This window comes from Nanhaiella sioensis, assembly GCF_046557775.1.
GTDB lineage: Bacteria > Bacillota > Bacilli > Bacillales > SM2101 > Nanhaiella > Nanhaiella sioensis.
On record NZ_JBKAEG010000001.1, the window covers coordinates 2,576,475 to 2,598,132 of the forward strand.

A 21,658-nucleotide genomic window follows, 5' to 3' on the forward strand; every position below is an offset into this window, starting at 1 on the left:
TTCATAAGGATCCTATTTTGTGCATAACAATAATTACCCTCTAAAAAATTAATTTGTAGCTTGCTAAATATCGGTCGTTAGGGACGAGTGTTTTATTCTCTTCCACCAACAACTGTAAGTTGCTTTTTCATAAGCTGGGTTTGATATAAAAATCTTTTAACTAATTTTACATACTACCTTCTTCTAACGTCTAATTTGTAATATATCGGTTATGTATATAATGAAAATCGTCACAATTTATTCACAGATTATTTGACGTTTAAGAAGGAAATGATAAGGGCATTGTAGAAATGTATATACATAGCTTAAGAAAACCGCTTAGCGGATTTCTAGAGATAAGAGGAGGGTATGTGGCGTATAGATTTTAAACAACTTCCACACAATCTTAACTCGAATAAGTTATAAGTTTCAAGAAAATGAGGATAAGAAGGATGGGGAATTGTAAAGTCTTATTCCTGGACTTTTTGAACATCCTTTCAAAATGGAGTTCAAAAATGAGGATAAAAAGGACGAAGAAGATCAAGGCGGTGGAGCTTTGAGTACCAGGGTGTATGCTTAAAGGGTACATGAGGATCGGAAAAGCAAACCAACGCAGATATTCACTGTCAGTTTTCCCGGACTTTTTTGAACATCCTCAAGTTAACTAAAGGAGGAGTTCGTGTATGATTTACAACATTCGTGGTGAAAACATTGAAGTAACTCCAGCATTGCGTGAGTATGTTGAGAAAAAGATAGGTAAATTAGAAAGGTATTTCGATGATTCTTCAGATGCCACAGTTCATGTTAATTTAAAAGTTCATAGTGATAAGCATTCTAAAATAGAAGTAACGATTCCAATGTCTCAGCTATTGTTAAGAGCAGAGGAAAATCATGAAGATATGTATGCAGCGATTGACCTTGTGCTAGATAAACTTGAGCGACAAATTCGCAAGCATAAAACTAAGGTGAACCGTAAGTTCCGAGATACTGGAACTCCTAAATATATGTTTACAAATGAGCCTGTAGCGATACCTGATGAAGAAGAGGATGACTTAAAGCTTGTCCGTACAAAGCGCTTTAACTTAAAGCCGATGGACAGTGAAGAAGCAATCTTGCAAATGAATATGCTCGGTCATAACTTCTACGTATTTACGAACTCAGAGACGAACCGCACAAATGTGGTTTATTTAAGAAAAGATGGCAAATACGGTTTAATTGAACCGAATTAAAAAAATCGATAAGAAAACGTTAGGTTGTTCATAACCTAACGTTTTTTAATGTTTAATGTGAGGTAAGAGTAAAGTGCTTGCTATGTATGAAATTGCATATGATCTTTTGCATTATTGGTCAATTACTCATTGCTCTTTTATAGAAACGTTACTTTGTTAATAATATAATAGTATATGTCGAGTAACCTTATATTTGTGGTTTATGGCGAGAAGGAGTTTGTTGTGAGGCTTTTTAATTAATGTTAATGAATGGAGGTGAATATGATGGAGAAGATTTTATTAGAATTTATGAGCGTAATGCGGGAATTTAGAACAAAGATAAATGGACGTTTCACGAAGTTAGAAGGTGAAATGGGCGAGCGCTCTACCCAAGCTGATAAACGCTTCACAAAGCTAGAACATGAAATAAATGAGCGTTTTACAAAAATAGATGAACGTTTTACACAAGTGGATAAAAGCTTCACGAAGCTTGAAGGTGAAATGGACGAGCATTTTACAAGAGCAGATAAGCGACTATCGAAAATTGCAAACGATGTAACGGAAATTAAGGAAGCTGTTGTAAATAACCTTTCTCAGTGAAAGAGTCATTTTAAACATATTGAACAATCTCTTCAGCAACATCACTCCATGTTTCAGTTCATGACTGATGAAATTTTAAAAAAATACCGCTATTAGTATGTACTCCATCACCATTAACTACAAATTGAATAAATGAAAACGAAAGTAGTTGAAAACTCAATCTAGGTCACTTCATGAAAAAACTTCCGCACTTCTAATTTTACCCATTGATCAGTCTTGGACGTCTACAGCCTAATTATGAATGATTTACAATGAAAAAAAACGAAGTGGTTGTCACATATCCCTCTTTTAACAATACTTTTCGTAAACGGAGTTATTTAAAAAAATACGCTTATAAGAATGATCTAACTCTTTTTCAAACAAGTTTAGTTAAGGTTTTTGAATGAAATAAAAAATATTCATATGATTCTGCCTTCTTATGCTCCCACATTCCTCCAAAATGTTGTTCACTTTGTCTCAAAATGTTAATATTAGAAATAGGATTTCTATAAGGGAAAAAACTTAGTATATACATTATTATATATCCAGTGTGAGAATGTGTCGTATCGGGTGTAACTTATATGAAAAATAGAGGAGCGTTTTGAATGCTTGGAATGATAAAGAAAGTACTTGATGGTAATAAACGTCAAATTACTAAATTGGAAAAGCTTGCAGCACAAATTGATTCATTAAGTGCAGATATGGATAATTTAACGGATGAGCAGTTACAATCAAAAACAGCAGAATTCAAAGGTCGTTATGATAAAGGGGAAAAGCTTGATGATATGCTTGTTGAAGCCTTTGCGGTTGTTCGTGAAGCAGCTAAGCGTGTGTTAGGTTTATATCCATACAAGGTACAATTAATGGGGGGTGTTTCCCTTCATGATGGTAATATTTCTGAGATGAAAACAGGAGAAGGTAAAACGTTAACAGCGACAATGCCGGTATACTTAAATGCCTTGACAGGAAAAGGTGTGCACGTTGTAACTGTCAATGAATATTTAGCAAGTCGTGATGCTCATGAGATGGGTCAGCTATATGAATTTTTAGGATTAACAGTCGGTTTGAACTTAAACGGTATGTCTCGTGAGGAAAAAATAGAGGCGTATGCAGCTGATATTATATATGCAACGAACAATGAGCTAGGGTTTGATTATTTACGTGATAATATGGTGCTATACAAAGAACAGATGGTTCAGCGACCGCTGTATTATGCGGTGATTGATGAGGTTGACTCAATTCTTATTGATGAAGCAAGAACACCTCTAATTATATCTGGTTCAGCACAAAAGTCAGCACAATTATATGTACAAGCTAATGCGTTCGTACGTACGCTAAATAAAGAATCAGATTTTATTTTCGATGAAAAATCAAAAGGTGTTCAGCTAACTGAAGAAGGCATGAATAAGGCTGAACGTGCTTTCGGTATTGATAACCTATTTGATATTACACATGTTTCATTAAATCATCATATAAATCAAGCGTTAAAAGCGCATGCTAGTATGCATAAAGACATTGATTATGTTGTTCAAGATGGCGAAGTTGTGATCGTTGATCCTTTTACGGGACGTTTGATGAAAGGCCGTCGATATAGTGAAGGTTTACATCAAGCAATTGAAGCCAAAGAAGGACTTGATATTCAAAATGAAAGCATGACACTGGCAACAGTAACGTTCCAAAACTATTTCCGTATGTATGAAAAGCTTTCTGGTATGACAGGTACGGCAAAAACAGAAGAAGAAGAGTTTAGGAATATTTATAACATGCACGTTGTCGTCATCCCAACGAATAGGCCAATCGTACGTGATGATCGTGCTGATCTTATTTATAAAACGATCGAAGGGAAGTTTCGAGCAGTTGTTGAAGATATTGCCGAACGCCATCAAAAAGGGCAGCCTGTACTTGTTGGAACAGTGGCTATTGAAACTTCTGAAATTATATCTAAGTTTTTAAAGAAAAAGGGTATTCCTCATCACATCTTAAATGCGAAAAATCATGGGAAAGAGGCACAGATTATCGAAGAAGCCGGTCAACCTGGTGCGGTAACGATTGCAACGAACATGGCTGGACGTGGCACAGATATTAAACTTGGTGAAGGTGTGAAGGAAGCAGGAGGACTTTCGGTAATTGGTACAGAACGTCATGAAAGTCGCCGAATTGACAATCAATTACGTGGTCGTTCCGGTCGTCAAGGAGATCCAGGGGTGACACAATTTTATTTATCCATGGAAGATGAGCTGATGCGTCGCTTCGGATCGGACAATATGAAAGCGATGATGGAGCGACTCGGCATGGATGATACACAGCCTATTCAAAGTAAAATGGTTTCAAGAGCCGTTGAATCAGCTCAAAAACGTGTTGAAGGAAATAACTTTGATGCTCGTAAGCAGCTTTTACAATATGATGATGTATTACGTCAGCAGCGTGAAATTATATATAAACAGAGATCTGACGTCCTGTCATCAGAAAACCTTCGTGATATCGTTGAAGGTATGATTAAGTCAACGATTGAACGATCTGTTGAATTGCATACACCGAAGGAAGAGCTTCCAGAAGAGTGGAACCTTAAAGGTATCATTGATTATACAAATGCAACAATGCTTGCTGAAGGTGATGTCTCACTTGACCAAATTAAAGGTCAGGAGCCTGAAGAAATTAGTGAGCTCATCTATGCAAAAGTAAAAGAACGTTATGATGAAAAAGAACAACAATTAGCGCCAGAGCAGATGCGTGAGTTTGAAAAAGTTATCGTTCTGCGTGCGGTTGATAGTAAATGGATGGATCATATTGATGCGATGGATCATCTTCGTCAAGGTATTCACCTTCGAGCTTATGGCCAGATTGATCCATTACGTGAGTATCAAATGGAAGGATTTTCGATGTTTGAAAATATGGTGGCTTCAGTTGAAGAGGACGTTGCGAAGTATGTGATGAAAGCCCAAATTCGAAACAACCTCCAACGTCAAGAAGTCGCAAAAGGACAGGCGGTTAATCCAAAGCAAGACGGAGAAAAGCAAAAGCGCAAACCAGTTAAAAAAGCAGTCTCCATCGGCCGAAATGACCCATGTTATTGCGGAAGTGGGAAGAAATTTAAACAGTGCCACGGCAAATAACGGGGATCTGACCCTCGATGCTATACAGAGATAAAGGTTATTTTATTCTTTACTGTGAACAAAGGTGAGTTGGCAGTGGATGCTAGCTCACCTATTTTCTATGATTTTGTTTTAATGTATTTAGATTACAGTCAAGAGGATATACATGTAAGGTAGGTAAAAATTATTATTGAGGTGGAAAATAAATGGATTTAGTTGAAATTAAGCAAGAGCTTGACAAAATGGCTACTCGTTTAGCTGATTTTAGGGGGTCTCTTTGACCTCGATACGAAGCAAGCTCGAATAGATGAGTTGGAAGAATTAATGGCAGCACCATCCTTTTGGGATGATCAACAAGCGGCTCAAACTGTCATAAATGAAGCAAATGGCTTAAAGGACTTAGTTAACAAGTTCACAGCGCTAAATGAGACATTTGAAAATCTTGAAGTGACTCATGAGCTAGTCAAAGAAGAGCCAGATGATGATTTACAAAAAGAGCTTGAAAGTGAATGTAAAGCATTAACGAAGGACTTAAATACATTTGAATTAGAATTGTTATTAAGTGAACCTTATGACAAAAATAATGCGATTTTAGAGCTACATCCAGGTGCGGGTGGTACAGAATCACAAGATTGGGGTTCAATGTTGTTGCGTATGTATACACGTTGGGCAGAGCGAAGAGGTTACAAAGTAGAAACCTTGGATTATTTACCAGGAGACGAAGCTGGTATTAAAAGTGTCACACTGTTAATTAAAGGGCATAATGCATACGGCTATTTAAAAGCGGAAAAAGGTGTTCATCGCCTCGTTCGAATCTCACCTTTTGATTCGTCAGGTCGTCGTCATACGTCTTTTGTATCATGTGAAGTGATGCCAGAGTTTAACGAAGACATTGAAATTGATATTCGTACTGAAGATTTGAAAATAGACACGTACCGTGCAAGTGGGGCGGGTGGTCAGCACGTCAATACGACTGATTCGGCAGTAAGGATTACTCATACTCCGACGAACGTTGTTGTTACGTGCCAATCAGAGCGTTCACAAATTAAAAACCGTGATCGAGCGATGAAAATGTTAAAAGCAAAGCTCTATCAAAAGAAAATTGAAGAACAACAAGAGCAGCTCGCTGAAATTCGTGGTGAGCAAAAGGAGATCGGTTGGGGAAGTCAAATTCGTTCTTACGTATTCCATCCGTATTCTCTCGTGAAAGATCATCGTACGAATACTGAAGTAGGTAACGTACAAGGTGTGATGGATGGTGAGCTTGATTCATTCATCGATTCGTACCTTCGTTCAAGACTTAACTAAACTGATAATGCCCCATTCTATATGAGTGGGGTTTTTGTGTAACTTATTATGAGAATAGTTTTTTTGTGCTTACTACTTAGGCAAGTAAATCCTCCATTAGGACAGTAAACGAAAGAATATGGCAAGTAACAGCATAAAAATGGACTATAACAAGCATGTTCAACAAAAAAATAATAGGTTTACACAATATACAGAACATTTAACCCAAACATGTAGACAATCATAACAAGTGAACAATAAATCATATTTAATCAAATCAATTTGGCACCAAAAACTACTATATATAAGTACGAGATTAAATTATTCATCGAAACTCCCTCTTCTGTCTCTTATTAAGTTCTATGCGTTAAGTAATTTTCATTTTTTACCACTTATAAGATAGTTCCTCAAACAAAAAATAAGCAATAAGTTCCTTCTATAGTTTACTCCTTTAACACGTTATATGGTTAGCATTTACACGATATTTCCACCATGCTATACTCTCATAGGCAATTAGTAAAATTGTCTACATGACTTTTAGAATTGTGTTTAAAAAGGTGGAGAAAAAAGGATGAAGAAACGAAGCCGTAAGAGTCAAGCATTGGACCCGAAAATAATCGCAACACTAGACATATGTTATATACTGATTGGATCGGCTATTGTTGCTCTTGCTTTTAACTTGTTTTTACTACCGAACAATGTTGCCTCTGGTGGGGTTAGTGGAATTAGTACGATTACTAAAGAGATGTTTGGATGGAAGCCTGCTTATGTGCAATGGGCATTCAATGTACCATTATTTATCGCTGGCGTAATATTACTTGGTCGTAAATTTGGGATGAAAACATTAATTGGTACAGTATTTTTGCCGTTTGTTGTTTATTTATCTGAAAACCTCGAGCCTGCTACTCAAAACCCACTGTTAGGGGCATTATTTGGAGGAATGGGTGTCGGACTAGGGCTAGGAATCGTTTTTCGTGGACAGGCATCAACAGGAGGAACAGATTTAGCTGCGCAAATTTTTCATAAGTATACAGGCATTTCCCTTGGAACATGCGTCGCATTTATTGACGGTATCATCGTTATAACAGCGGCTATTGTATTTGATATTGAAAGTGGTCTATATGCAATTATCGCATTATTTGTTACGAGTAAAACGATTAATTTTATACAAGTTGGGTTAGGCTATTCAAAAATGGCAATGATTATTACAAATGAGCAAGAGGAAGTCCGCAGTAAAATATTGCATGAACTTGATCGAGGAGTGACAAAGCTCTCAGCTTTTGGGGGCTATACGGATGACGAAAAGCCAATTCTTATGTGCGTTGTGAACCAAACAGAGTTCACTAAATTGAAACAATTAGTTAAAAGCATTGATACATCAGCATTTGTCGTTGCTATGGACGCTACCGAAGTCCTTGGTGAGGGTTTTAAAAGGGCCTAAATTGGGTATAATAAAGTTATATTTTACTAATTTCAGACATGAGGGGGAATCGCAAATGAAAAAGAAATTACTTGCATTATTGATGGGTACATCTCTTGTTTTAGCTGCTTGTGGTGGTGGCGGAGATGAAGCTACAGAACCAAAAGAAGAGGCTGAAACTACACCAACTGAAGAAACTGAAACAGAAACAGGAGATACAGGTGCAGTGAATGTTGCTGCAGCAGAAGATGTTTATAAACAAAGCTGTGCTGGTTGTCACGGTGGAAATTTAGAAGGCGGATTTGGTCCACAGCTAGAGGATATTGGCAGTAAGCTTTCACAAGCTGACATTGAAGATATCATTGCGAACGGTCAAGGTTCTATGAGTGGTGGAATCATTACTGGCGATGATGCAGTAAATGTTGCAGCATGGTTAGCTGAGAAAAAATAAGTTTTTGATAAAAATTAGCTTTTACATAAAAAGTCATTCCATTAATACGGTTTGGCTTTTTTTATTTGTAAAATCTTGACTAAAGCTACTGCGGTACACCCCTATACAATTACCTCCTTTATCTTTTGGATTAATTATTAACTCAATTTCTATTTTTCACCTGCTTTAGACCTAATAGTAAATAAGAAGAGTTTCTATATAAACAAATAGCAACTAATTTACAAAGATCTTTTAATTTAGGAAAAAAGCTTTATTTTTTTATCTCTTTTGACAATGTTCACGATTAATTGAGTGAGTCTGGTGCTCTTTTTGAAATATAACTGTAATAATTTTTTGTCCTAAATAGTCTATCTTTGATGTTATAATGGATACTGTGAATGTAAAATTATTGGATTTATCCATATAATTTGTCAAAAAACAGACTAACAAGAGTGTTTTTTACATAAAATGACAAAATTTAGGTGATATTAATGATAGAAATGCAGGATGTGTATAAAACTTATCCTAACGGGGTCCTTGCGATTAACGGGATTAGTGTGAAAATTAATGAAGGTGAATTTGTATATGTCGTTGGACCTAGTGGTGCTGGGAAATCAACGTTTATTAAAATGATGTACCGTGAAGAAAGGCCTTCAAATGGTTCGATTATGATAAATGGAATCAATTTATCAAGTCTTAAAGAAAAAAAGGTTCCTTTGTTACGAAGGCATATAGGAGTTGTCTTCCAAGATTTTAAACTTCTTCCTAAGCTTACTGTTTATGAAAATGTAGCATTTGCTTTAGAAGTAATTGAAGAGAATCCAAAATACATAAAACGAAGAGTGATGGGAGTATTAGATTTAGTTCGCCTGAAGCATAAGGCTCGTTTTAAGCCAGATGAATTATCTGGTGGAGAGCAGCAGCGTGTATCTATTGCCCGTTCCATCGTTAACTCTCCAAAAATAATGATAGCAGATGAACCTACGGGGAATCTTGACCCAGATACAGCGTGGGAAATCATGGACATATTTGAGGAAATTAATAATAGGGGAACGACAATTTTGATGGCGACTCATAATAGTGAGATCGTAAACAAAATTAAAAAACGAGTTATTGCAATTGAAAATGGCAAAATTGCCCGTGATGAAATGAGAGGGGACTATGGTTATGAAATTTAGTACTCTCAAAAGGCATACACGGGAAAGTGTTAAAAACCTAGGAAGAAACGGGTGGATGACCTTTGCTTCTATCAGTGCAGTGACTGTTACTTTGCTGTTAGTAGGTGTTTTCCTTGTCATTATGATGAATATGTATCACTTTACTCAATTGATAGAAGAAGATGTAGAAATACGTGTGTTCATTGATACTGTAGCTACTGGTGATGAGGTCAAGGAGTTAGAAAAGAAGATTGATAAAATAGCTGAAGTTAAATCTATTACCTTCGTATCAAAGGATGAAGAGCTTGATAGCTTAGTAGAAAGCCTCGGACCAGTTCTTGATATGCTCAAGGGTGATAATAACCCTTTATCTGATGTATACGTTGTGAAAACGAATCAACCGATTGAAGTAAATGAAGTAGCGAAAAAAATTGAAGATTTCTCAGCAGTCGCACAGGTTGATTATGGTGAAGAAGTTGTGAACAACCTATTTAAAATCTTTAATGTATCACGAAATATAGGGTTAGGTTTAGTCATAGGACTATTATTTACCGCAATGTTCCTGATCTCAAATACGATAAAAATTACGATTGTAGCACGCAGAAGTGAGATAGAGATTATGAAATTAGTTGGCGCAACTAATTCATTTATTCGCTGGCCGTTTTTCTTAGAAGGGCTATGGCTTGGAATATTAGGGGCAATTTTACCAATATCTATCATTCTAACAGCCTATTATTATTTACAAGAAAATGCACAGCCGATGCTATCTGCTGACTTTCTACAAATGCTCCCATTTTACCCATTTGCACTGCAAATCGCTTTAATACTCATTTTGATTGGTGCATGTATCGGTGTTTGGGGTAGTTTAATGTCCGTTCGAAAATTCTTAAAAGTATAGATAAAGAGATAACATAAAAAATGATCTTAGTGTGTGAAAGAAAGAGATAATGAAAACTCAATGTTTGGAGGAATAAGACTTTGAAGCCTTTCAAATCAAAGCTATTATTACTTGGAGTTTCAGTTACAGTTGGGCTTAGTGGACTATTAGTTACTTCGGATAACAATGCTGCTTTCGCAGTAACAACACAAGAAATTGAAGATAAGAAAAGCGAAATTAAAAATATCCAAAGTAAGAAAAGTCAAGTTGCTGGTGAAATTACTGATGCAGAAAAGGAAGTTGAAGAATTACAACGGGAACAAGCTGTGTTACTTGATGAAATTAGACGTTTAGATATTGCCGTAGCAGAAACAAATGAACAAATTATTGCAAAGCAAGCTGAAATTGAACAGAAAAAGGAAGAAATTGAAGTATTAAAAGGTAAAATAGCTGATTTGAAAGAACGAATTGAAGCAAGAGATGAGCTTATAAAAAATCGTGCTCGTTCCTTACAAGAAGGAGGAGGAGCAGTTAGCTACTTAGAAGTTTTGCTTGGTGCAAAAGACTTTGGTGATTTCATAGGACGAATGAGTGCTGTAGCTAAAATTGTTAAAGCTGATAAAGAGATTTTACGTGCTCATGAAGCGGACAAGCAGTTGAAGGAAGAAGAGGAAGCCAATCTTACACAACAGAAGGAAGAATTAGAAGTAAAACTAGGTGAACTAGAAACATTACAGGCTGAGCTAGAGCGACAATCACAAGAAAAAGAAGTGTTTATGGAACAGCTAAAGGATAAAGAGGAAGAGCTAGAAAGAGAGATTCTTTCAAAAGAGGAAGAACAAGCGATTCTTGCAAAGCAAGAGCAGGCAGCAAAAAACCTGCTAAAAGCATTGGAGGAAGAGAAAAAGCGTGAAGAGCAAGCGAGGCAGAATGGTGGTTCTGCAGGATCAGGGACATTTATTAAACCAGCTGCAGGATCATATACATCTGGCTATGGGGCACGCTGGGGTACAACTCACTTTGGAGTAGATATTGCAAAACGCGGAACAGTACCTATTGTAGCATCAGCTACAGGTGTTGTATTCAGATCCTATTATTCTACTAGCTATGGTAATGTTGTATTTCTACTGCATGATATTGATGGACAAACCTATACGACTGTTTACGCACATATGAATAGTCGAGCAGTTTCAGAAGGACAAGTTGTAACCCAAGGACAGCAAATTGGTTTGATGGGTAATACTGGGTTTTCCTTTGGTCAGCATCTTCATTTTGAAATACATAAAGGCTATTGGAATGCATCAAAATCAAATGCCGTAAACCCTAGAGACTATATTAACTAAGGAAATTTCATACAAACATTCACAACGTAAAATGTTGTAAAAATAATAGGAAGCATATAAACCTTAAACTAGCTGTTATGTTTTTACAATAACAGCAAAGCTTATGAATGTACCTTCTCTATATATGATGTTCAGACTTCCGTATAACAGAATTTATTGAATACCTTGAGGTAGTCTGTGTAGAAAGACCGTAAGTGCTCATGTACTTACGGTCTTTCTTTAGCATTGCTTTTTAGTATACATCATTTGTAGATTCATATAGAATAAGAAACAAGCGGTAAGCTTCATTACAAAAAAACAAGTCAACATGGGTACAATATACCCTATTCGTATGGGCTGAAAGTCTTGGTTTAAATGTGCTTTATTTATAATTTCTTCAGTTAGTTCCAGCCTATATTTAGTGGAATCAGCATTTTAGATTTGGTTAGCTTAAAAGACGATTTCATCCGGCTCATTCAAAAGCACAGCCTTCATAAGAAATGATTTCAGCATTTGGTGGTAGCTTATAGTGGTGACAAGGGCATTGAAGAGGTGTAGCTATTAAGGTGTAGATAATATGCAAAGGAGTGAAAAATTTGTCTCTAGCGATAAGTAATAATAAGCTTTTACAAGCAAAGAATGTTATGGAATTACAAAAAAAAGAAATGACTGAATTTTTAAATAATGCTGATAACATTGTCGAATCATCCAATAACCTAACGTACCTTTCAAACGATATTAATAATCAAGTGAATGAGGCATCTCAGTATGCTGAAGATGGCACTCAAACAGTAGTCCGTACTGTAGAAGAGATGAACAGTATTCAACAAGCCTCTACGGAGTTATTAATAAAGGTTGAAACATTAACTGGATTATCTCATCATTTAACTGAAATGATTAAATCGTTACAAAATATTTCTTCGCAGACGAATCTTTTAGCTTTAAATGCCTCGATAGAAGCAGCCCGTGCCGGTGATGCAGGGAGAGGGTTTGATGTTGTCGCAAAAGAAATTCGTAAGCTATCTGAAGAGAGCGCAAAAGCAACAAAACAGGCGCAAACTTCAATTTCATCCATCTTATCTGAGATTCAAGATATTAGCGATCTTTCAAAGGATGGACAACATAAAATAGGAACAGGGATTCAAAGTGTTCAAACGTCAAAAGAGCTATTCGATTCAATCCACTCAGCGATCTCAGTTGTAGCTAACCAAAAAGAAGAGCTAAGGAATGTAACTGAAGAGATCAATCAAATGAGTCAAAAGGCTAACACGATAAGTCAAAGTATATCTGAAAATAGAAAAGTTATTGCAATAGGTTTAGATTCAGCCATAAGTGTACATAGTTAACTAACGATAAGAAAACTGAGCAGTACATAAGGCGTTGGACCATATCGGTTAACGACGGCTCTCATGCCGTGCATACATTCAACAGGCATATTTAACATGGTCCATTCAGCAATTGCTACCACCATTTTCTCAGATAATATCCATTTCTTGAAAAAATATATGTACGATAAGGATGCTTAGAATCGCAATAATAACTGTCTTTATGACAATCAAATACAACAGTGACAGTAAAAACATTGAATGGTCTATCATAAATGATCGATATATATTTAAGATAATAAATTCATATAAACTAATTGTGCCGAGCTTTTGATATTGCTCGGTTTTCTCCATATACAAATGCATGTCCTTTTTTAATAAAAGCAATTCATTGCACAGAAAAGTAATTGTTTAGATTATTGAGCGCGATGTTTCGTATTTGTATGTAAATATATGGATTTATTACGATAGGATTTGAAAAAAGAGTTGGAAAGCTTTAAACTATATATAACGACATAAAATGAAATAGTTATTCATATAGTTGCTGTAAAGGCATCGCACTACACCGTGTGATGCCTTTGCTACAATGTTTTCATAAATATGTAAGATCATACGTTATTTTGGTTACGCTTAATAGTGTGTGTTCAAATGGAAAGTTGGACATCATGATATAATAGTGAGTGCGAAGTTAAGGGGGAACGTTGTTGTGAGTCGAAAAACAGCAGTAATTTTGATCGTTATCTCGATGCTACTAGGAGCTGGAGGTACTTACGCTGGAGTAAAGTATATTGATGATGATCAACCAGTCATTCAGTCGGACCAGTTGACTAGTGTAGAAGACAAAGCTGTTCAGCAAGAGGTCACCAATGATGAAGAGGATTTTACAAAAGTTGAAGAAGTGTTTGAATTAATTAAAAATCGTTATGTAGAACAAATTGATGACTCAGAGTTGATTGAAGGAGCCATCGAAGGCATGATTGAAACGTTAGAAGATCCGTTTTCATCATATATGGATAAGGAGACAGCTGACCAATTTAATCAGTCACTTTCATCGTCATTTGAAGGAATTGGTGCAGAGGTAAGTATGGAAGATGGCATTCTTACAATTGTAACACCCTTTAAAAATTCTCCTGCCGAAAAAGCAGGGCTAAAGTCTAAAGATAAAGTTATTAAAGTAGATGGTGAAAGTATAGAAGGCTTGGATCTATTTGAGGCAGTGTTAAAAATTCGTGGAGAAAAAGGGACGACCGTCGTTTTAGAGGTGATGCGAGAAGGTGTTTCTGACACTATAACTTTTGACGTTGTGAGAGATGAAATACCTATTGAAACAGTCTATTCATCTGTAAAAGAACACGCAGGGAAAAGCTTAGGATATATTCAAATTACTTCTTTTTCTGAAGACACGGATGAAGATTTTGAGCAACAGCTAGAACAGCTTGAAAAACAAAATATAGATGGTCTTGTTGTTGATGTTCGTGGTAATGGTGGAGGTTATTTAGACAGTGTAGAGAAAATGTTAAAACAATTAGTTACTAAAGATAAGCCATATGTACAAATTGAAGACCGCAATGGTGAGAAGCTACGTAGTTCTTCATCATTAAAGGAACAGAAGCCATATCCAATCGTAGCTCTAATTAATGAAGGTAGTGCCTCTGCATCCGAAATCTTTGCTGTGGCGTTAAAAGAAGCAGGTGGTTACGATATTATAGGGGAAACATCATTCGGAAAAGGAACAGTTCAACAGGCGATTCCGATGGATGATGGTAGCAGTGTAAAGCTTACTCAATTTAAATGGTTAACCCCAGATGGAAACTGGATTCATGAAAAAGGTGTGGAGCCAACTATTGAAGTGAAGCAACCAGCTTATTTTTACACAAATCCAATCCAGTTTGAAGAAGATTTAACCTATGATATGAATTCTGAACACATTAAAAATATTCAAATCATGTTAAAAGGACTCGGCTTCGATCCAGGCCGTGAAGACGGCTATTTCGGGAAAGAAACTGAAACAGCTGTATCGAAGTTTCAGCAAGCGAATAACCTTGAAGCCACAGGAGTTATAAATCAAGAAACAGCAACACAAATAGAAGATAGAATTATTGAGGAAATCGGTAAAGAAGAAAATGACGCTCAATTAAAGGCAGCATTGGAACAACTGACAAAATAAGTTGCAAAAAGGTCTGACATTACAATTAAATTCTGTATAAAAATCTTTTTAGAGATGTTATACAGGACATGATTGTGTGACAGACCTTTTTTCTTTATATTTATATCCCTGTTTCTTCATGTGAATTTTTGTAGTAGACAAGATTGTCAGTCCACTCATCGAATTCATAGATAAAGCCTTTCCTTATACATTCAAACTCCATACCTACACTTTTGGCTAATTGAATGGATGGTGCATTATCAATATTAATATGAGCTTCAATACGATGGAATTTTCATTCTCTGAAGGCCATATTAAGTGCTTCATTTACAGCCTCTTTACCATAGCCTTTCCGCCAATGATGATTATGAACCGTATAACCAATCCTTCCCCATTGAAAATGATCTCTTGCTAAAGTGGAAAAATCAATCATTCCTACATGTGTACCTGCTTCTTTCAGGAAAATACCAAATATGTACACTTGATCATTCAATGCGAATTCTTGATGCTTTTCTACTAAATTGTTAAACCACTCACGTGTACACATACTCATATCAATTTTTCCTTCGTCATGCCTATGTTGAGATTGGAGTCTATTATTAAATTCGTTAAGCCAGTTTTCGTAATCTTCTTGTGCTAATGGTCTTATGACTAATCTTGTTGATTCTGAAGCTGTATTAAACTGCTGCAAATAAACACCCCTAAATACTTTATAGTTTCTTTTAATACTTAGATATACAACTAGTGCTCTTTTCGTAAATCAAATTAGTTTCAAAAATGTGGTTTTATATCGTTAGCTATCGATGTACAGAAGAAAAGGTGCCATGAACTCTAGTTGTTTATTTCTTAATGTGAAAACATCCTTTATAAAACGCTCATAAAAATTTATGTAACTAAATTACTTTAGTAAACAAAGAGGTATAACGATCTAACTCATTTGCTAGATCACAGACACAATCATGTGAAATACTAAATAAATTCGTATTTGATGTAATAGTCATAGGTGTAAATTGTGTAAACACATCATATCATGAAAGGCCATGCAGAGGTTGATATTGAACGTATCCTTTTTTCCAACAATTTGATAAAATAATAGATAACTAATTGTACGTATTTCATAGATAACCGAGGGGGTGGCTTAGTGGTAGAAGAATGGGTATTAGAGTTCCTTAAAGCGATTGGTCGCTTTTTCCTTCATCCATTAACATATTATTTTATTGCATATACATTACTAATCGGCTTTATCCGTGTGAAGAAAGAACGTCGTGATTTCCATGTTCGTATTTATGATTCTTTTCTTGAGCTTCGATCCTTATTTTCAGTCGGTCTATTTGCCGGAGCAATTCTTTCAATCGTCACAATCGGGGTAGGAATTGTTCTAACACTAGAGACTATTGTTATTGTTGCAATTATTACTTTGATATTAAGCTTTATGATCACACCTAGATTGTTAACACCAGCAAATGTGTTAGGTTTAACATTCTTTTCTTTAATATTATTACCGAAATTAGACTTGAATGATTTGGCTATGTTGTCATTTTCGTCAGACCAGTTGTGGACAAGCTTGTCAGGATTAGCCATTCTACTCGCATTATTTATGGTAATGGAAGGTTTTTTAATATGGAAAAAAGGTGGGGTAGGGACGTCGCCTTATTTGAAAAAAAGTAAGCGTGGATTACAAGTAGGGGCACATAAAGCACAACGAATTTGGATGTTGCCTGTACTATTTCTATTGCCGGGTGAAGTTATTACTACTCAAATACCTTGGTGGCCTGTCTTTTCCATAGGACAAACTGAGTATGCGTTATGTTTCGTTCCTTTTGTCATCGGTTTTTCAATGCATATTCAAGGTATGCATCCATCTGAAATGATCCAACAAACAGGAAAACGCGTTTTATTGCTCAGTTTGATTGTAGCTACTGCTGCTATTAGTAGTATTTGGTTACCTGTATTTGCAACGATTGCTGTATTCATTGCGATACTAGGAAGAGAAATGATTGCCATCCAACAACGATTGAAAGATGACTCCTATCCTTTTTATTTCTCACAGCGTGATCACGGTCTTGTTGTGTTAGCTATTATCTCCCAGTCTCCAGCAGAAAAAATGGTAATTCAAGTTGGAGAAATGATTACGAAAGTGAATGGTGTAACTGTTCGATCAGTAGAAGAATTTTACGAAGCTATACAAAAAAATAGTGCTTTCTGCAAGCTTGAAGTCATTGATGTGAATGGTCAGGTACGCTTTACACAAAGAGCGTTATACGATGGCGAGCATCATGAGCTAGGCATACTATTCGTCCAAGATGATAAGAAATGGGATAATGAAGCGGTATAAATGTGTAAGTTTCCAAGAAAATGAAGAAGGAAATCTAATTATAACAAGTATAAAGATCCGGGCTGGCGGTCAGCTTTTGTTCATATCATAGATATAATGGATGCAAAAATTCTTTTCTCCTTCTACGCCAATCCATTCAATGTACTATATTGCCGTGGATAATTATAGTACCAAATATCTAAATTTAATTATTAATGCATATAATAAGAAAAGTTCCAGGCCTATACTTAGATAGAAAATTAAACGCATATCAGTGGAGTTTTGCAACTATATAGGTGTAAAAGCATCAATAATTTTTTCCGATTAATTATGAAAAACGCATTAATTGAATAAAGTGATATCACTGTTATTCCATTTAATTCTGAATTATCCCATTAGTAACGTATTGTTCTTATAATATCCCAATCCATTTAATTATGAATAATTATAATAAAATTGAAATAGAGGTTCACTCGCCATTTATTTATATATCATATGACTGTTGAGTATTCTCCTATTTTAGGAACTATAGCAACAAAATTTACGAAAAGAGGGGCGTTAATAGACGCTCCTCTTTACAATAATTGCATTGTGGTCATACAAGTTTGATCTGTTTTATAAGTAGAAAAATTGTTTTCTGCCATTTTTCCGTCATGAGTTATTCTAACTTCGTATTCTTTGTCACGTGGTAACCACATGTCAATAAAGCCATTTTCTCCAGAAACCATTGTTTCCTCAATAATTATATTCCCTGTTGCATCTACGATTACAACATCAAATTGCTCATTTGCTAGTTCACCTTGGCAGCCTGTCAAGCTATGGTTTGTACATGGATGTGTATTCTTTACATATGGTGCAATTGAAACAAAGAATTCATCATCTGGTAAATCATACTCACGTTTCTCTCCGCTAGTTTCCTCTACAATGAGTTGCTCAGATGTAATAGATGCATTCTCCGCGTCAATGTTACCAATACTGTAGTCATTTACTAAATCTTTAATAGACTGTGGATCCATTTCTTGTTGAGATTGTGTCTGTGTATTTTCTTCACTGCAGCCTACTAACAAAAACGCAGTTGAGAGGACTACAAATACACTTTTCAATTTCATTAATATCCACTCCTTATTAGTTTCTATATGGTATTATACAGTATTTAATGTTAATTAGATAAAAAGCAAAATGGTTATCACTAAAATGTCATAATTCGTTTCTCGACCGTTTTAACATGTTGAGTAAGAATGAGCTACATCTCGTCTAGTACAAGGGACATAATACTTATTGCTGTACGAACAAGGCAAGAAGATAGCAAGCAGAACTAAATGTCAGCCACATATTCTGGTTGTCAATTGGGAATTAGCTACATTCAGTATATATGTAATATCTTCGTGTATTTAGTTGGATGTTAACAAAATGTTTTAAGAATCTGCAAAGTTTCTCGATTTATTTTTAAGATAATAACAGTAAATAAATGAAGGAGGGAAAAAGGATGAAAAACAAAATAATGGTCGGCATACTAACTGCAAGCTTAGCAATTGGAGCTGGTACTACTGCTTTAGCAAATGGAGGTCAATCAAGTAATTTCATGATTAATGACAATAAGATGAATAACATGGGTTGGAACGAAAATAACTTTGAATGGACTGAAATGAAAGAATACATGGAGGAAGTACATCCTGATCTCGGGGAAGAGGATTTACAAGAAATGTATAATTCTTGTCATGGTGAAAGCTCAAAGTCATTAACAAATACAACATTATAATATTAACACATTCTAATCGTAAGTCGATTTATTAGCTCTGGGTCATAAGTAGATGATGTAGATAACTGAAACAATCCCTTAGTAGGGTTTAAGTAGTAGCTAAATGCATATGTGCTTATACGTTAGCTACATTCAGTGTGAAAACAGCCACATGTATAGAAGGTTGAGTACAAATTGGTTGTTATTTACTATGAAAAAGGGCGTAACCTCATTACTTAGGTATACGCCTCCTTTTGATAATAATTGTTATTTTTGCAGACAAAGTCCACGGATTGTTGATTGGAGACATTACTAATTTCTTTAATAACAGAATCCATTTCATTGGCATTATTGTTCAATGTTCATTGAGTTTATTAAAAGACACTCACACTTAAGTTTGACTGTTTTTATCTTTACTACTTGTATTTGTTTGTTGTTTATAAAAGCTTGTTGTAATTACATAGCCTAGAAAAATAATTGCATACAGACTAAGATTATTTTTCCAGCTAAAAGCCTGTATATCAAAAAAGATAGAATATCCAGGAACGTAAAAGTAACTTATTATTATAATAAACACTGCTGGGATTCCTAGAAATTTTTCACTGGCTATGTTGGCTAGCGGTATTTGTCCATAGATTACTTTATTGTCCAAATAGCACGGTTACTATCCAAAAAGCTGCGTTTACTATCGAAAAATGATCTTTTACTATCCAAAAAGCTGCGTTTACTATCGAAAAATGATCTTTTACTATCCAAAGATGCCCTTTTACTATCCAAAAAGCTGCTTTTACTATCGAAAAATGATCTTTTACTATCCAAATATCTGCCTTTACTATCGGAAAATGATCTTTTACTATCCAAAAAGCTGCGTTTACTATCGAAAAATGATCTTTTACTATCCAAAAAGCTGCGTTTACTATCGAAAAATGATCTTTTTACTATCCAAAAAGCTGCGTTTACTATCGAAAAATGATCTTTTACTATCCAAAAAGCTGCTTTTACTATCGAAATATCACTTTTTACTATCCGAATGTCTACTTTTACTGTCCAACTACAAAAAAAGAGGCTTCTCTTCGCGATACAATTGAGAAGCCGCTCTATCTCTTCAATCCAAGTAAATGTGACTATTTGCTCGTCAACATCGAAGGTAGTGACCTCCCCGTCGTGTCTCCAATTGCTTTTTTAGACAGATTTACCTAGAATTATAAACGCTCATCACAGTAACATTAGTCAATTCCAACGAGTTTTTTATATTCATTTATCGTCATTCCAGGAGGAACATTCAAGCGGTTTAATAGGTATGGATTATCACCTTTTTTTACATAGCCTCGTTTAGTTGTAAAAGCCATTTTAAATCCTTCCTCTTTCACAACTCTTACTATATCTTCATTATATTTGCCAAAAGGATAAGCAAAGTAATCTGTCTCCAAGATTGATTTATTCAATCGCAAATCTTCTTGTACTTCTTCAAGGGGCTTAGCGACTAAGTGACTTGTTTGTCCTTTTAGCCGATGCATATTATGTGTATGAGCGGAAACGGAAAAAACATCTCTCATGTTATCAATCATTTGAGTAGTCAAATATTGAAATTTTGTAGCTTTTGGATTATATGGTGCCCCTTCATTCGGAGTACGGCCAGTTATAATAAATAGATTTCCAAGTTGTTTATTGGTTTTTAATATTGGATAAGCATATTCATTAACAGACTGTAGCCCATCATCAAATGTCAACGCGACGACTTTTCCAGGTAAATTCGTCGTACCATTTAGATAACCTTCTAAATCTGTGAGTGTAATAGTTTCAACTTCTTCCTCAGCTAATATAGTCATTTGCTGAGAAAATTCATGCGGGGGAATGATATTGAGATTACCAGGGTAAAGATTGTCTTCATCGTATGAAAAATGGTGGTACATTAATATTGGAATCCCATCATCAAGTTCTACGTCTGACTTTTTTACATAGCCGACCTTACCTGCTATCTTCACTTCATAATAATCGTTTGACTCAGTCATGATAGGATATCTTAAGTTTTGAGCAATCGTTGCGATAGGATGAAGAGAATCTGATGGTTTTTCAAATATATTTGTTTCTTTAATCGTAATAAACATATCGTTTGTGTTTTTTGTAGACTTCAATCTGTATGGTTCTTCATTAACAATGACATCTGTTTTTTTTACATATCCATTTCCGTTACCAAAGGAAATTTGCCACCATTCATTGCTATAATCACGTAGTATCTCGAATGTATGTCCATTTTGTAAATACCCTACAATGGTGAATTCTTCCTTCCTATTATCGTATACAGGAGTAAAAGCGCTATTAGGCTCTAATTCTAGTATGCTTGTTTGTTGACTTGCTTTTGAAGGTGTGTAATTAATACTCATTGCAGATTGAACAATGCCAATAACGAATGCAAAAAGCAAAAACAATCCTGCCATGACACTTAAAGACTTAAAAATCATTTTATACCTTTTCATATTTTCCCCTTGTTCCAATGATGATTGATTATTATTACTAATAATGGAAGATAGAATGCTATAGTCACCTATTATATAATTAATAAAATTTGAGAGCTATAAGTAAATGAGCACATTACTTAGTAACTAATCTTTGTTGATATTAGTATAGATGTCTAATTCATTTCAATGGTATGTATATCCAATCGTAGTTTAGTAGCTAGGTTATTGTGAAGAGGGAATAATTACATTTTTTGCGTATGATATTTAGGTGGAAGGAGGTAATGAGTTTAGTTGTTATTTGTAGGCTGTTTTCGCATAAACTGTT

The 21,658-nt window shown here is 35.3% G+C and carries 15 protein-coding genes and 1 pseudogene; 13 read left to right on the forward strand and 3 right to left on the reverse strand.

The window, feature by feature from the left end; genetic code table 11:
• Nucleotides 1-662 precede the first annotated feature (662 nt).
• The 11 genes from hpf to V1503_RS12020 all read left to right on the forward strand — a co-directional run bounded on the left by hpf (nucleotide 663) and on the right by V1503_RS12020 (nucleotide 14,843).
• Nucleotides 663-1,208, forward strand: a complete 546-nt coding sequence (gene hpf / locus V1503_RS11970; RefSeq protein WP_214484304.1) for a ribosome hibernation-promoting factor, HPF/YfiA family — start codon at nucleotides 663-665, stop codon at nucleotides 1,206-1,208.
• Nucleotides 1,209-1,472: 264 nt separating this feature from the next.
• Nucleotides 1,473-1,787 carry a hypothetical protein gene (locus tag V1503_RS11975; RefSeq protein WP_410627170.1) on the forward strand — a complete coding sequence of 105 codons (315 nt, stop codon included), beginning with the start codon at nucleotides 1,473-1,475 and terminating at the stop codon, nucleotides 1,785-1,787.
• A 584-nt stretch (nucleotides 1,788-2,371) separates the two neighbouring features.
• Complete coding sequence (gene secA / locus V1503_RS11980; RefSeq protein WP_410627172.1) at nucleotides 2,372-4,879, forward strand: preprotein translocase subunit SecA; 2,508 nt, start codon at nucleotides 2,372-2,374, stop codon at nucleotides 4,877-4,879.
• A 185-nt stretch (nucleotides 4,880-5,064) separates the two neighbouring features.
• Nucleotides 5,065-6,166 (forward strand): peptide chain release factor 2 gene (gene prfB / locus V1503_RS11985; RefSeq protein ID WP_410627174.1). Its coding sequence is split into 2 segments (ribosomal slippage): nucleotides 5,065-5,136 and nucleotides 5,138-6,166, totalling 1,101 coding nucleotides; the frame shifts between segments, so codons are not numbered across the junction.
• Between the two features lie 550 nt (nucleotides 6,167-6,716).
• Nucleotides 6,717-7,586 carry a YitT family protein gene (locus tag V1503_RS11990; protein ID WP_320257596.1) on the forward strand — a complete coding sequence of 290 codons (870 nt, stop codon included), beginning with the start codon at nucleotides 6,717-6,719 and terminating at the stop codon, nucleotides 7,584-7,586.
• 55 nt (nucleotides 7,587-7,641) lie between these two features.
• Entirely contained in the window at nucleotides 7,642-8,016 is a 375-nt protein-coding gene (cccB, locus tag V1503_RS11995) for a cytochrome c551 (protein WP_214484299.1), read from the forward strand.
• Between the two features lie 470 nt (nucleotides 8,017-8,486).
• Entirely contained in the window at nucleotides 8,487-9,173 is a 687-nt protein-coding gene (gene ftsE / locus V1503_RS12000) for a cell division ATP-binding protein FtsE (protein WP_214484298.1), read from the forward strand.
• Nucleotides 9,163-10,050: a permease-like cell division protein FtsX gene (ftsX, locus tag V1503_RS12005; protein ID WP_214484297.1), complete on the forward strand. Its 888-nt coding sequence runs from the start codon at nucleotides 9,163-9,165 to the stop codon at nucleotides 10,048-10,050. The genes ftsE and ftsX overlap by 11 nt, the downstream gene beginning before the upstream one ends.
• 80 nt (nucleotides 10,051-10,130) lie before the next feature.
• Complete coding sequence (locus V1503_RS12010) at nucleotides 10,131-11,372, forward strand: murein hydrolase activator EnvC family protein (protein ID WP_410627177.1); 1,242 nt, start codon at nucleotides 10,131-10,133, stop codon at nucleotides 11,370-11,372.
• Between the two features lie 575 nt (nucleotides 11,373-11,947).
• Nucleotides 11,948-12,697 carry a methyl-accepting chemotaxis protein gene (locus tag V1503_RS12015; protein WP_320257599.1) on the forward strand — a complete coding sequence of 250 codons (750 nt, stop codon included), beginning with the start codon at nucleotides 11,948-11,950 and terminating at the stop codon, nucleotides 12,695-12,697.
• Between the two features lie 685 nt (nucleotides 12,698-13,382).
• Nucleotides 13,383-14,843 (forward strand): S41 family peptidase, encoded by a 1,461-nt coding sequence (locus tag V1503_RS12020; protein WP_410627180.1) that lies wholly within the window; start codon nucleotides 13,383-13,385, stop codon nucleotides 14,841-14,843.
• Between the two features lie 100 nt (nucleotides 14,844-14,943).
• Here V1503_RS12020 and V1503_RS12025 read toward each other — a convergent pair.
• Nucleotides 14,944-15,513: pseudogene (locus V1503_RS12025) on the reverse strand (GNAT family N-acetyltransferase).
• Nucleotides 15,514-15,963: 450 nt separating this feature from the next.
• Between V1503_RS12025 and V1503_RS12030 the strand changes: the two are divergent.
• Nucleotides 15,964-17,157: a PDZ domain-containing protein gene (locus V1503_RS12030; protein ID WP_410627182.1), complete on the forward strand. Its 1,194-nt coding sequence runs from the start codon at nucleotides 15,964-15,966 to the stop codon at nucleotides 17,155-17,157.
• A 554-nt stretch (nucleotides 17,158-17,711) separates the two neighbouring features.
• On the opposite strand, the gene V1503_RS12035 is transcribed toward V1503_RS12030, so the two are convergent.
• Nucleotides 17,712-18,245 carry a CueP family metal-binding protein gene (locus V1503_RS12035; RefSeq protein WP_410627184.1) on the reverse strand — a complete coding sequence of 178 codons (534 nt, stop codon included), beginning with the start codon at nucleotides 18,243-18,245 and terminating at the stop codon, nucleotides 17,712-17,714.
• A gap of 377 nt (nucleotides 18,246-18,622) precedes the next feature.
• Here V1503_RS12035 and V1503_RS12040 point away from each other — a divergent pair, with 377 nt between their 5' ends.
• Nucleotides 18,623-18,895 carry a hypothetical protein gene (locus V1503_RS12040; protein WP_410627186.1) on the forward strand — a complete coding sequence of 91 codons (273 nt, stop codon included), beginning with the start codon at nucleotides 18,623-18,625 and terminating at the stop codon, nucleotides 18,893-18,895.
• 1,205 nt (nucleotides 18,896-20,100) lie between these two features.
• Here V1503_RS12040 and V1503_RS12045 read toward each other — a convergent pair.
• Nucleotides 20,101-21,351 (reverse strand): polysaccharide deacetylase family protein, encoded by a 1,251-nt coding sequence (locus V1503_RS12045; RefSeq protein ID WP_410627188.1) that lies wholly within the window; start codon nucleotides 21,349-21,351, stop codon nucleotides 20,101-20,103.
• Between the last annotated feature and the right edge of the window lie 307 nt (nucleotides 21,352-21,658).